Consider the following 12269-nt stretch of genomic DNA (forward strand, 5'->3'; position numbering starts at 1 on the left):
AAGTCAGAATATATAATGTAGTTACACCATGCTAGGCGGGGAGCTGGCGGTTCCCTGTACCCGAAATCCGCCATACGCGGGGCCGAATGCCTTCCGAGGCTTTGCCGGTTTGGTGTCGGTTTGTCTGAAGGTGTTGAGGATTGAGTCCTGCGCAATGGGAACTTGCGAACCTGGTCAGGTCCGGGAGGAAGCAGCCATAAGCAAGCACTCCCGTGTGCCGCGGGGGCGCTCAGTCTGAGCCGGATCGCAAATACGGCCAGGTTGTCAATGTCGACGAAGGATGCATGGTGTTTCTTCTATGTATCATGCTTATCATCTGCTAGAATTAATATGACAATTATAGACGGTTATTAGGAGGTATATAGAATGTTGCTTAAGGGAGAAAAGGCAGAAGACTTCTCGCTTTTCGGTTCGGATCTTAAGGAGTATAAACTCAATGAATATCTAGGCAAGAAAGTAGTTCTTGTTTTCTATCCGGGAGCATTTACAAGTGTATGCCAGAAAGAGCTTTGCACATTCAGAGACTCGCTGGCCAATTTCGAGAGTATGAATGCTGTGATTCTTGGAATAAGTATGGATAGTCCCTTTGCCAACAAAGCCTTTAAGGAGCAGAATTCGCTTTCCTTCCAACTTCTGTCTGATGTCGCAGGGGAGGTATCTAGGAAATACGGAGGAGTACACCAGGACTTTTCGGGCGTGAAGGGACTAGTTGTCTCTAAGAGAGCTGTATTCATTGTGAACAGAGATAGCAAGATCGCTTACACATGGGTCTCAGATGATCCTAGAGTTGAGCCTGACTACACAGAGATCGCGAATCAACTGAAGAGGATTTAGCGACAGGGGGATCCCCACGTCGTTTTTGTAATAGGAGGTCAGCATGACTGAATTCAGTTTTCCGGAATACTCGACCGAGCTACTGGAGTATCTTAAATCAGGAAGGGTGCTAATAGGTGTGACAGACGGAGTAGAAACTAACTTGATGACAGTTGCCTGGGGCTTCTTGGGATACACGTGGAATCGTCCTGTTTTTATTACCATGATCAGGCCAAGCAGATTCACTCATAATTTCTTCAGGAGCAGTGACGGCTTTTCGGTTAACTTCATGTCGGCGAAGTGGCAAGAGGCACTTAATTTCTGCGGAACAAGAAGTGGAAAATACTTCGACAAATTCAAAGAGACAGGCTTAACCCCTCAAGAGGGAATTTCACCATCGATTGTAGTGGTAGGTGAGGCAGACAAAGTGCTGGAATGTCGTGTCATATCGAAAGAAGCACTAACACCGCTAGCCCTTAATGGAAGTATTGCCAGTACTTTCTATGGTGATAACTCATACCATTCACTCATATTTGGAGAGATTACCGACTCATACACTCTTCCTTGAGTAAATGCCGAGAGTCAAAGTTAGCAGAAGAGACGCTATAAGAATAGACCACAGTACATACGACGACCAATTAGGCGTCTGATAGCTTAGTCTTGAGGAAGAGTCGATGAGAAGAATGTCTCTGGCAAAGAAAAGAGAGATAATGGTTTGGAGTGAAGAAAGAAACCCAACGACGAAATTCCATCCCCTTCTTTGGGCAGCTATTGCAGCGATATGAGCAAAGATGTAAATTACGAATGAAACCGGAGCCAATGCTATTCCCATGACGAAGACTAGTCTTACGGACTCAGGGTTCTGAAGAACATTATCCGACATTTGGTTTGCTATGATAATAAGACTGACCGAAAGCAAACCGACTACCGTAGCTATTGAAGTCAAATGCAAGTAGGCCTTTTCTCTTCTTCTGGCCTGCACAACGCTTATCGCTCCATGTTCTCTCTTCTTCAAATCATTCACCCAGACAACAATATTCCAGACTTACGGTCTCTCACCATAAGTTGACAAAGCTTTCCAAAGTAGTACGTATATTGAATCATTTGCGTGCGCATTATTATTATTATACTGCAAGTAATACTAATTATCGAAAGCAAAAAAAATGAGCTTCGCAAGGTTCACGAAGCCCTAGATTTATATATACTCAAGAGTAATATAGCACATTCTCAGGAATCGCTCGTTGATATACAAATAATGAAGTCTAAATCTAACTCAAAGGGAGGTGTTCTTAATCTCCTTCAATTCGATTTTGAATAGATTCTATTTTGATGCATTAACTCTCTCTTGAGTAGATTTATTATGATTATGATGCATTACGAGCTAACTAGATCTTTCATTGGAGCCGTCTATCTTAGGTCATTTGAATGGAGCAAACCGATGAATAAGCGACAATAACATTTTGTCTGCCGGACCGCTTTCTCGAAAAGTCTGTCATTCTACATTTGACTAGGTTTGATTGTTTCTTCCAAACGGGACAGATATTAGCAGCGCTAACAATAGTATCAAGTTCGGAATGATCATTTTGATAAAGGACTTGATTGTGACACTTGCAGGATATGTGATTGAATCAAAGTCATACTTGATTTCAGTGTATCTATAATTAAGACCTCGAACAATGCATATGGGCGAACACTCATCAAAGCCACCCATAGCTGTACCTGCAAAAGCAGCAATGGAGTCGACAACAATGTCCATACCACCGGACTTTGGCTTTCCGAACAGATCAGTTCTTGCATGTTCTCTAGATAAAGGATCAATTCCAGAGAAACCAATAGAGACATCAAGTGAACCGGTCTTCCCAACCGATGCTATGGTGTCCGTAATGATCACTGCTGCTTTCTTACCTGTAAGCAGTTCGATTTCTTGACGGATCTTCTCAGCACTCTCACACGGATCTTTTGGGAGGAGAGATACCCATCCTTTCGGAAGATTGGACGCATCTATTCCGGCTTCATCAAGATAGACACCATATTTCCTTATCATGAACACGTTTCTAAAGCTGTCAATAACCTTCTCACTCTTGCTTTGATCAACTGATACCTGCTGCATTCTCTTTCTGATTACCTTGTTCTTTAACACAGACTTGTAAGGGAACACAGCTAATATTCTCCCTTCTCTGAGAATCAATTCTACTTTCGAGGATTGCTTCCCAAAGAGCTTCCCAAGCAGTCTCGCACGTAGCGAGGGCCTTATTTGACTTAGCTCATAACATCTTCCTTCCAGAATTGAAACGATCTTTGAAGTGATGACTATTACATCCCCACTTTCAATAACCTCCCCGGCACTCTCTACTGATCGAAGAATAAAAGATCCAGGTGAAGGATACTCCTTACCGGGCTCAAGTCTTGAAATAAGTCTCACTGGAGTAACGGTTATTGCAGACATGCCGTCTTTCACTTTTGTTACAACGGTTTCGAGAACAGTGCTATCCACTTCAGCATCACCGCTCTTCAATAAGGTATGACTTCCCCATCAAGAATCAATTAAGAACAGTTATTCAATCTATCGTACTGAAAAACCCCTATTCGAATCAATAGCCGAACTGACTTGAAATTATTATAATCGACATCAATAACATTCTACTCTTATTTTAGCTGTCATCCAAAGCAAACATATGAAGGATTATACATTGAACTTCTTCACAGTTACGCATATCAAAATACAACGTTTGGCAAATTGGTCGGTCCTGACGTTTGGTGATTTTGATATTATAAGAGAGACGCGTTTGTGGGAGGTTATTCTCATTGCGAAGATAGGGGCAAAGATGATGTATCATGTTTTTCTGAAAATGCCTTCGAAGTCTGTGACTTTCATGGTTCTAATGAAGGTTGCCTTCTCTTTATTGACAGTACCACTAATTGCCCTTTTGCTTGGCTCTCTGTTCTCTTTCACCGGCAGAAAAATGATTTTTGACTGGAGTTTCTTGAGTCTTGCAGAGAGTTTTCCTGGATTAGTCATTGTCTTAACGGTGGCTTTCTTGTGGCTGCTTGGTTTTTCATTTGAACAGAGCGGATTAGTGAAGTTTTCGGCTGCCGCACTCAAAGAACGAGAAGAGAGAGTAAGATCTGTGCTTGCGAGGATTCTAAGGATTCTTCCCAGACTTCTTGGATTAGCTTCATTTAAAGCGGGGATCTTCCTGTTGTGCATTTTGCCTGCATTGAGGATTCTTCCCGTATTGCAGAGAGCGTTTTCGAGAGGGCTCCCTGTCGGAATGTATCCATCTGTAGTTACTGGACCGTTTGGTTGGATGGCAGCGATAATGTCACTGATGATAATGATCAGACTTCTTGTCTCCTGGATTTTCGCGATTCACTACGCCGTTCTGGATCGAAAGACATTTGCCGGTGCTCTCAGGGCAAGCACAAGCCTGGTAAACGGCAACAGAAAGAAGGTGTTGCTAAGCATGTTGGCATTCTGGGCTCCCTCTCTGCTGCTGATAATCGGCAATTCCTTCGTTTTTAGGATCACGAGAGATGTTGTTATCCGATCAAGCTATGATCCCACATCGATGAATATCCTGAAGCTTTCCATTTTCGCTTCAGCTGAGACAATGACAACTACGGCTGTCTCTATAGGGATATCTATCTTTTATTCTATTTTGACAACCAGGCTCTTCTTTGCGCTAAAAGAAGGAGAAGCCCTTCATTCTCAAACATTGCTAAGAAAGGATGCTGTTGCTGATAGACCTGTTGTGATTCGAAGGCCCTGGCTACTCCCTCTACTAATCATTCTAGTCATTCAGGGAGTCTTCTTCGGATACTTGGGTCGTTTTCTAGTTGTTTCCGAGATTGAACTGCCTTTGGTCACCGCTCACAGAGGAAGTTCATTCAAAGCGCCTGAGAATTCGCTTAGCGCGGTTAGAATCGCAATTGAGGATGGTGCAGACATAATCGAAATCGATGTACAGATGACACGTGACGGAGTGCTTGTTCTAAATCATGATAGGTCGCTATCAAAGGTCGCAAGTGTCGGAGAAAGAGTCCATACCCTTACCTACGCCGATATCGCCGAATTCGACATAGGTAGTCGCTTTTCAAATGAGTTTGCCGGGGAGAGAGTTCCAACCCTGGCAGAAGTCATTCAGTACATGACCGGGATTCCGCCAAGTGTGAAATTGAACATTGAACTTAAAGATTATGGATACTCTCCAGAGATCTCTAGGGCAACGATAGAGTTAGTCAAGGAGATGGGCTTTGAGAGCAGGGTGGTCATCACGTCTACAAGTATTGAAAGATTGACCACTGTCAGAGAGCTTGCTCCAGACATACCTATTGGACTTGTTGTAGGGTATCTGACCAGCCTCGTTTGGTCGGTAGATGTGGACTTCTACAGTGTATCCACTACAATCTTGAATGATAGATTCATACAGAGAGCAAGATCAATGGGGAGAGATGTCCATGTTTGGACAGTGAACAACACGGACACAATGAGTCGATACTCATCAATGGGAGTTGCTTCGATAATAACCGACAGACCTGATGTTTTGTCTAAGCTCCTTCTGAGGCAGGCAGAAATGTCGATCTTTCAGCTGAGAGTCCTCAGCATTTTGATGACTTAACAAGAAACTCCCAACAATACCTTGGGTTACAGAGCTCAGAAAAATGCAGGTACTTCGCCAGGGTATCTTTTGTTTATTTGATCTGACGAGAAATAGCATTTTCGAAATGTTCGCTGCGCTCACGTGAGGACGTGAGAAGAGCCGGTCCCTGTTGAAATAAGACGCAAGGCGCCGAAGAACACCGGCGGACGCAAGGCTGGGCTAAGAGCGGTTGTTGGTCGTACGTGGTTGGTGGTTGGTCAAGATCAAAGAGCTAGAACCCCTATCACGCAAAGAATGACGAAATCCAGTTTATCAGAACCAGCTCACTTCGTCATCCTCGTGCTTCTTGGCCAGGATCTCGATCCTTGGATCGTTCTCAAAACCAGATCCCGTGCAGGCACATCATGGGATAACAAAGTGAGAGGATTCATGGGCAGGCTCTACGGGATGACAATGTCAAACGATTAGACAATTCTTTTGTAGGGGCGAACGGCTGTTCACCCTCCTAATGAACTGATATCCTAGGTAAAAAGCTTTTCAAATTCATTAAGGTATTCGGTGAAGATATCGACCAATCTAGATGGTTGTGCGGCAGCATGTTCTTTCAACAAATAATTCATCAATCTGTCTTGGCCTTTTTCCGGTCGGAGAACGGCGAACATTCAACGGTTGACGTGTCAATTGGAGTCTTCTCGTGAGCGAAGCGAGCATCTCAACAATGCCCTTTCTCGATTCATCTTCTCGGCAAACGGGTCTTCGTTCTTAAGCGTGAAGACGCACAGAATATCCCCCATTATCAAGCTTACAAGTAGGTGGGGCCCCCTTCGACCACAAAAAAAGAACAAGTTTGCGTGTCTATGCGCTCCGGTAAAAGTTAAATGCCGTCAAATGGAAAGAACTACGTGTCTGCCGGTTTTAGTGTAGACTTATTTCATGGATATTTTGAAGAAGAAGTGGATGGCGGCTTTAATCGCTGTATTCTGTTCAGTTCTCTGGGGAAGCGCTTTTCCCGTTCTTAAACTCGGTTACGAGGAGATGGCAATTTCCCCGGATGATGTTTCAGCTAAGCTTGTCTTTGCCGGAATCAGGTTTTTGGGAGCCGGTATTATGGTGCTTCTGCTTTCGATACCTTTGGGTAGAAAGGGAAGAGTGAAGTTCGTTAAGAAGGACTACATGCATTTGTTTGCACTTGGAGTATTGCAGACTTTTCTTCTGTACTTCTTCTTCTATAATGGGCTCAGTCATACAACGGGAATGAAGTCTTCGATAATAATGGCGGGTGAGAACTTCCTTGTGATCCTTCTCGCTCACTACATTTACAAGAATGATCGCCTGAGCTGGAAAAAGATACTTGGGATGATACTGGGATTCGCGGGGGTTTTCCTTGCAAATTTCGAAGCGGGATTCACTCTGAGTTTCGTGTTCAAAGGTGATGGCTTCATGTTGATCGCAGCGACTATCGGTGCATTCGGCACTATGTATGCCAAATGGATGTCGTCGAACCGATCTCCCTTTCTCGTGTCGGGATGGCAGCTCTCGATCGGCGGCTTTCTTCTCCTCATCGTCGGTCTTCCCGGGTTGAAACAGGATTCGCTCGTTTTCACGCTCAAGGGCAATCTCCTTCTAGTGTATTCTATGCTTCTTTCGGCCATAGCCTTTTCCTTGTGGTATGCGATTCTCAGCTTTCACAAAGCCGGTGAAATCACTATGTTCCGATTCGTTATTCCAGTTGCCGGCGTCTTTCTCTCCGCAGCCTTCATTCCAGGAGAGGCCCTCAATTCGTACATGGCGTTTGCCCTCATATTGGTTTCGGCCGGTGTTGTGGTTGTCAACTGGAAGAACAGGGCAGTCTCAGAAGATAGGTCCGCTCGGTAGATCTGAATATACTTTCGGAAATTAGCATAGGGATACCTAAGGCCCATCGTGAGCTTTGAGCACTACCTATTGCCGAAAAGGATTGCGCAGAACTTCTCTTCAATCAAAAATCACTCCGGCAGAAAGCCGCGGCAGATAAACCGGAGTAATCGCTTTAACTTGCTTTTTGGTTTGAAATGAAACGGAGTCAAGAGTGATCGACGATTTCTCCGGATCGAAAAGAGCCTTCACATTTCATAACTTTATGAAGAGAGTCGAAGAGAAGATGTGGTCGACTCTCTCAGGTGCTCTTCGCGAATCTTCTTGCGGCGAGTCTGATGCCGATGGCGCCAAGAGGCGCAGTTATGAGGATCGAGAGTACTGAAACCGAAAGTATAACATCTCCGTAAGCAACTCCCATTGCTAAGGGTATTCCTCCCACTGCAGCCTGAACTGTGGCTTTGGGCAGAGAAGAAATCATGCAAAAGAGTCTTTCGCGGAGAGTCAGTTTCGAACCGAGAGTGGCCGCCAGAACGCCCGCGCTTCTGAATATGAGTCCAATAAGAATTACAAGTAGTCCCATTAGCCATGAGTCGCCTATCGCACGTACGTTAACACTTGCACCCACTAGAACGAACAGGAAGACCTCGGCGACCACCCATATTCTCTCCATTTTTCCTGCAATCCTGTCGACGGCTACCGGAAGCCTCTCTCGCAGGACAAAATCTATCGCCATAACACCCAGAAGAGTTGCTACGGGGAGTACTTCCTCGAGTTTATGGAAAACGAACGCAATCATTAGAATCAAGAGAACCCTCTTCATGTCTCTGATATGGAATCTTTTGAAGAGCAGGCTGAAGAGAAAGCCGATTGCCGCGCCAAGAGATATACCGAAAACAATCTCTACCGGCACCATAAGAAAGGACATTCCGATACTGACATCCTATCCTCCTTCAATTCCCAAAAAACCGTAAAGAGTGTAATAGCCACAACGTAGTCTATTGAAGCTGCCGCCAGAATAGTAGAAGGTATTTCGTTTCTCTTTCCGAAGTCCTTTTCTTTCAGTCTCAGCATCTCGGGAACTACTACCGCAGGCGAAACCGCCGCGATTATGAAGCCGAGCATTTCACCTTGAACGAGGCTGAGATTCAGGAAGAAGTGAGCCATTACCATAATTGAGAAACCTTCGAAGAGGCTTGGAAGAAAACTAAGGCGAAGAGCGAGGGGACCTATCTTCTTGATGATTCTCCGATTCAATCCGAGACCGGCGCGCATCAGAATGACTATGAGCGCAAGCAGCCGGACTTCATCGGAAATTGAGAGCAATGATGTGTCGATGAGATTCATTGCATCCGGTCCCAAAGCTATTCCAAGCGAGACCAGTTCAATCAGACCGGAAAGACGGATTCTTTAAAAGAGGGAAAGCACAACTATCGAGAGAATAACTATAAGGGAGATGCTAAGAATCATATACTCCTCCAGAGTCAAGCAGGACCAGGCTGCAAATTTGGTAGAAGCTATCAGCTGGAGGCGTTTCTGGAGGAGTCTGCTCAAGGCAAGCTTCATTGCCTAGAGAATTATATAGTCCATGCGTTATACTGTCAATGACCAGTAAACGGAGGTGATCTCTTGAGCACTTTTCTAGCCATTGTCGGTGCATTGTTCCTGCTATATCTTGCAATTAGGTTCTTCCCTGCGTTGATTATTGTTGTAGCCGGCGTAGGAGTGATAATGATAGTGATATTTGCCATAGCAGGTCTTTTTGTTGTCTTCCTGCCGATCTTATTGGTTGTTGCTCTAATATTGATTATTGTTAAGCTTGCGTCATGAAAGACACCGATCTTACTGCAATTCAGGTCTGGTTCGATCAGGAGTCTTATGGCGAAGAGACATTTCGCAGAAAGATGAGAGACTATGCGAGTGAGGCTTCACTTCTGTGGAAGGGGAGTAACCATATCATTGCCTTCCCGGAGTTTTTTGCAACATTTCTGTACCCTTCCTTCAGGAAACTCAGCTTCGAGGAGACGACAACAAAGACTCTTGCAAAGTATGCAATTAAGAATATGGGGTTCTCTCTTAATCCTTTGAAGAAGGCTTTTCTAAGAGATGCCCTTGGGATAGAAGCCTACTATCACGGAGTTTTCAGTACCATTGCCAGGGAGTTCGAAACTTATCTTCTTGCCCCGTCGATATTGCTTCCCATAATCGATGAAGAATCTGAGAGAGGGAGATTCATTAGGGATGGAAGGCTCTATAACATGGCCTACTTATTCAATCCTGAGGGAAAGTTGTTGACAAGAGCCTTGAAGCACAATCTTACCAAAGCCGAGAGCTCTGTGTTGTTTTCCAGAGGAGAGCCAGTCGATAATGTGGTTCATACGGAGATTGGCATAATAGGTATAGCGATTTGTTACGATATGTTCTTTCAAACCGAAATCGAGAGACTGGACGCAGCCGGTTGCGAAGTGATACTGGTTCCCTCCTGCAATTTTGCTGAGTGGAAAGGATCGATGCGCGGTTCGACGCAGGAGAGGATCTGGTTTCGCGATGGACCGATCAGGGCATCATTGTGTAGAGAGAAGATTCGCTATCTCGTGAATCCGATGGCGATTGGGATTGTTGGCAGAGACAAAGCGCAGGGAAGATCTTCCATCTGGTCCAGGGGAAGAGCGCTTGCCGTTGCCAGAAAATTCGATGGGGAAGAGATTCTCAACGTCACGACATAAAGCGATGAGCTTCATCAGCAACACTAGTCGAAGTCCACTCTGTCTTTTGAGACCGGGGTTCTCCTTCATTGATACTAAATCGGGAAACCGAAAACGAGGAATATGTATAATTCCTTTGTAGTGATACTTTGAAGATGTCCCAGGGAGGAATGTTATGAGAATCACTGTCGTTCACGACACGACAATCGATTTTCATCATGAAGAGATGGTCAGGAGTGTTGTTAGTTCACTCGAGAATAGTTTTGAAGTTGATTCCAGACCATTCGAGATCGATGCTGTTAGCGTACTTAGAGGCACTGATCTCGTGTTCAATCTCACTACCGCCATGGGTAATACCGAGAGGCAGATCCATCTTCCGGCCGTGCTGGATCTTCTCGGAGTACCCTTTACCGGCTCCGGTGCTACGGCAAACGCTCTCTGTATTAACAAGACGCTCACAAAGTTGATCATGAAGGCCTATGGGATATCCACTCCCGAATTCTTTTCGGTTCGTCCCGGAGATATTGTCGACAACCTTCCGTTCAGCCCGGCAATTGTCAAACCCGTTAAAGAAGGCGGCGCAAAGGGTATCTGGGAGGACTCGGTTGTTGTAAGCGTTGATGAAATGCAGAAAGCTGTTTCACGTATCCACGAGAGATTTGGACAGCCCGCTCTGGTTGAGAGGTTCATTGAAGGAAGGGAATTCACAGTTGGAATTGTTGGCATTGAAGTTCTTCCGATAATGGAAATAGATTTCTCGTCATTGCCAGATCACCTTGAGACTTTCTATTCCTACAGGGTGAAACAGTTCCACGGTGACGAGACAAATTACATCTGTCCCGCGAAGATCTCACAGAGAGAGGAATCAGTGGTAAGCGAGTTCTCACTGAAGGTCTTCGGGGCGCTGGATCTAAAGGACTATTGCCGTATCGATTTGAAGGTTGACGACGAAGGAAAGATCCACTTCCTGGAGGTCAATTCCCTTCCTCTTCTCGTACCTGATTACTCAGATATCGTTAAAATGGCCGAGGCAAGAGGGTGGAGCTACGGCGATCTCATTAACAGGATTGTCGCTTCAGCAATAAGTAGATATGGAATCGGAGAATAAAATGGTAGTCTATGAAGAGATACTTGATTACATAAGACAGATCCCGGTGATTGACACGCACGAGCACCTTGTTCATGCAGAAGATCTGCTTGAAGGAAGAGACGATGTTCTTCAAGAGTTCCTTCTTCACTATATGAGCTCTGATCTGATTTCTTCGGGACTTGAGTCGAAGACCCTGGAAGTTGCCCGAGATAGAAACAGAGATCTCCTTGAACGCTAGACACTTATCGAACCACACCGGGAGTTTTGCCGACATACCGGTTACGGCAGGGCTCTCGATGATTCGGTTAGAGCGATATACGGGATCGACGGAATAAGAGGTTCGACCATAGAGGAGCTCGGAGAGAGGTTCAGAGAGGCAAACAGACCGGGACACCTGAAAGAGATCCTGAAGGATCTCTGTAACATAGAACTTGCGATAATAGATCCCTGGACCGGTCGATTCGAATGCGACAGGAGCCTATTCAGGAGGGTATGGCAGCCACAGAACTACATAATGCCAATGCCACCGGAATTCGATATAGTAGGATGGCTGGAGGAGACCTATGCCGTAAAAAGAAGATCGCTCAGCGACTGGCTAGAGGTTTTCGAAAGGGAGCTGGATGAGAATCTGGCAAATGGCATCATTAGTCTGAAGAGTGTTATTGCTTATCAGAGGCCGATTAGATTTGAAGAAGTGAGTTTCAAAGACGCTGCAATCGTCTTCACGCCGGTTTGCTGGAAGGAAATCGTAGAATGCTAAGCAACTCAAATCCAGAACTCTTAGAGAACCTATTCCTAAAATACCCGGGAGTGAAATTCGATCTCTTTCACATTGGATATCCTTACTGGGGAGTGACTGCGGCCTTTGCCAAGACCTATACAAACGTCTTCATCGACATGTGCTGGTCTCACATCATTTCGCCAGTTTCTGCACGGAACGCCTTGAGCGATTTTCTGGATGCGGTGCCGTTCAACAAGATATCCGGTTTTGGCGGGGAATATGCAATCGTCGACGCGATCTACGGACATCTCAAGATAGCGAGGGAAAACATCGCGAGAGTTCTGGAGGAAAAGATTAGTGAGAAGACTGTAAAGCTCTCACAGGCGATGATGATTGCCGAACGAATTCTCCATAACAATCCGAAAAAATCCTCCTGAACAATCTATGATCTGCAAAGCAATCTCAGCAAAGGCGGTTTTGGAAAA

The 12269-nt window shown here is 45.2% G+C and carries 14 protein-coding genes, 1 other RNA gene and 1 riboswitch; of the genes, 11 read left to right on the forward strand and 4 right to left on the reverse strand.

What is annotated here, in order from left to right; all coding sequences use genetic code 11:
* The first annotated feature begins 26 nt into the window (after positions 1-26).
* From ffs to RJ60_RS00115, 3 genes are all read left to right on the forward strand, one after another.
* An RNA gene (gene ffs, locus RJ60_RS00105) (signal recognition particle sRNA large type) lies at positions 27-288 on the forward strand.
* Positions 289-366: 78 nt separating this feature from the next.
* On the forward strand, positions 367-834 hold the full coding sequence (locus tag RJ60_RS00110) for a peroxiredoxin (protein ID WP_103133747.1): 468 nt from the start codon (positions 367-369) through the stop codon (positions 832-834).
* Positions 835-877: 43 nt separating this feature from the next.
* Positions 878-1381: a flavin reductase family protein gene (locus RJ60_RS00115; protein WP_099830236.1), complete on the forward strand. Its 504-nt coding sequence runs from the start codon at positions 878-880 to the stop codon at positions 1379-1381.
* On the opposite strand, the gene RJ60_RS00120 is transcribed toward RJ60_RS00115, so the two are convergent.
* Together RJ60_RS00120 and RJ60_RS00130 are read right to left on the reverse strand one after the other, a co-directional pair.
* A complete protein-coding gene (locus tag RJ60_RS00120) occupies positions 1364-1837 on the reverse strand; it encodes a hypothetical protein (protein ID WP_103133748.1) in 474 nt (157 codons plus the stop codon). The two genes, RJ60_RS00115 and RJ60_RS00120, sit on opposite strands and share 18 nt — an antisense overlap.
* 483 nt (positions 1838-2320) lie before the next feature.
* Positions 2321-3307: a coenzyme F420-0:L-glutamate ligase gene (locus RJ60_RS00130; RefSeq protein WP_146028877.1), complete on the reverse strand. Its 987-nt coding sequence runs from the start codon at positions 3305-3307 to the stop codon at positions 2321-2323.
* Between the two features lie 292 nt (positions 3308-3599).
* Between RJ60_RS00130 and RJ60_RS00135 the strand changes: the two genes are divergently transcribed.
* Complete coding sequence (locus RJ60_RS00135; RefSeq protein WP_180979876.1) at positions 3600-5432, forward strand: glycerophosphodiester phosphodiesterase family protein; 1833 nt, start codon at positions 3600-3602, stop codon at positions 5430-5432.
* Between the two features lie 915 nt (positions 5433-6347).
* The gene (locus tag RJ60_RS00140) at positions 6348-7289 is read left to right on the forward strand and encodes a DMT family transporter (protein ID WP_103133752.1); all 942 of its coding nucleotides are present in this window, start codon (positions 6348-6350) and stop codon (positions 7287-7289) included.
* 280 nt (positions 7290-7569) lie between these two features.
* Here the strand turns inward: RJ60_RS00140 and RJ60_RS15905 are convergent, their stop codons facing one another.
* Together RJ60_RS15905 and RJ60_RS15910 are read right to left on the reverse strand one after the other, a co-directional pair.
* Positions 7570-8196 (reverse strand): cation:proton antiporter, encoded by a 627-nt coding sequence (locus RJ60_RS15905; protein ID WP_258006129.1) that lies wholly within the window; start codon positions 8194-8196, stop codon positions 7570-7572.
* Positions 8172-8630 carry a cation:proton antiporter gene (locus tag RJ60_RS15910; protein ID WP_308410907.1) on the reverse strand — a complete coding sequence of 153 codons (459 nt, stop codon included), beginning with the start codon at positions 8628-8630 and terminating at the stop codon, positions 8172-8174. Before RJ60_RS15910 ends, RJ60_RS15905 begins: the two co-directional genes overlap by 25 nt.
* A gap of 142 nt (positions 8631-8772) precedes the next feature.
* Positions 8773-8847, reverse strand: a riboswitch (Fluoride riboswitch).
* A gap of 50 nt (positions 8848-8897) precedes the next feature.
* Here RJ60_RS15910 and RJ60_RS00150 point away from each other — a divergent pair.
* From RJ60_RS00150 to RJ60_RS15925, 6 genes are all read left to right on the forward strand, one after another.
* Positions 8898-9098, forward strand: a complete 201-nt coding sequence (locus RJ60_RS00150; protein ID WP_103133753.1) for a hypothetical protein — start codon at positions 8898-8900, stop codon at positions 9096-9098.
* On the forward strand, positions 9095-9994 hold the full coding sequence (locus RJ60_RS00155) for a carbon-nitrogen hydrolase family protein (RefSeq protein ID WP_103133754.1): 900 nt from the start codon (positions 9095-9097) through the stop codon (positions 9992-9994). The genes RJ60_RS00150 and RJ60_RS00155 overlap by 4 nt, the downstream gene beginning before the upstream one ends.
* 154 nt (positions 9995-10148) lie before the next feature.
* Positions 10149-11081, forward strand: a complete 933-nt coding sequence (locus tag RJ60_RS00160; RefSeq protein ID WP_103133755.1) for an ATP-grasp domain-containing protein — start codon at positions 10149-10151, stop codon at positions 11079-11081.
* Position 11082: 1 nt separating this feature from the next.
* Positions 11083-11301 (forward strand): hypothetical protein, encoded by a 219-nt coding sequence (locus RJ60_RS15915; protein ID WP_258006131.1) that lies wholly within the window; start codon positions 11083-11085, stop codon positions 11299-11301.
* A gap of 276 nt (positions 11302-11577) precedes the next feature.
* Positions 11578-11823, forward strand: a complete 246-nt coding sequence (locus RJ60_RS15920) for a hypothetical protein (protein ID WP_258006132.1) — start codon at positions 11578-11580, stop codon at positions 11821-11823.
* Positions 11817-12221, forward strand: coding sequence for an amidohydrolase (locus RJ60_RS15925; RefSeq protein WP_258006133.1), 405 nt, complete (start codon positions 11817-11819; stop codon positions 12219-12221). Before RJ60_RS15920 ends, RJ60_RS15925 begins: the two co-directional genes overlap by 7 nt.
* Positions 12222-12269: the final 48 nt, after the last annotated feature.

It is taken from the genome of Mesotoga sp. B105.6.4 (genome assembly GCF_002896535.1).
Classification (GTDB): Bacteria; Thermotogota; Thermotogae; order Petrotogales; family Kosmotogaceae; genus Mesotoga.

What these genes read in the sequence shown, in the direction of transcription:
- RJ60_RS00110 (WP_103133747.1), top strand. Translation starts at nt 367, where the DNA reads ATGTTGCTTAAGGGAGAAAAGGCAGAAGACTTCTCGCTTTTCGGTTCG.
- RJ60_RS00115 (WP_099830236.1), top strand. Translation starts at nt 878, where the DNA reads ATGACTGAATTCAGTTTTCCGGAATACTCGACCGAGCTACTGGAGTAT.
- RJ60_RS00140 (WP_103133752.1), top strand. Translation starts at nt 6,348, where the DNA reads ATGGATATTTTGAAGAAGAAGTGGATGGCGGCTTTAATCGCTGTATTC.
- RJ60_RS15905 (WP_258006129.1), bottom strand. Translation starts at nt 8,196, where the DNA reads ATGTCCTTTCTTATGGTGCCGGTAGAGATTGTTTTCGGTATATCTCTT.
- RJ60_RS00155 (WP_103133754.1), top strand. Translation starts at nt 9,095, where the DNA reads ATGAAAGACACCGATCTTACTGCAATTCAGGTCTGGTTCGATCAGGAG.
- RJ60_RS00160 (WP_103133755.1), top strand. Translation starts at nt 10,149, where the DNA reads ATGAGAATCACTGTCGTTCACGACACGACAATCGATTTTCATCATGAA.
- RJ60_RS15915 (WP_258006131.1), top strand. Translation starts at nt 11,083, where the DNA reads ATGGTAGTCTATGAAGAGATACTTGATTACATAAGACAGATCCCGGTG.
- RJ60_RS15920 (WP_258006132.1), top strand. Translation starts at nt 11,578, where the DNA reads ATGCCAATGCCACCGGAATTCGATATAGTAGGATGGCTGGAGGAGACC.
- RJ60_RS15925 (WP_258006133.1), top strand. Translation starts at nt 11,817, where the DNA reads ATGCTAAGCAACTCAAATCCAGAACTCTTAGAGAACCTATTCCTAAAA.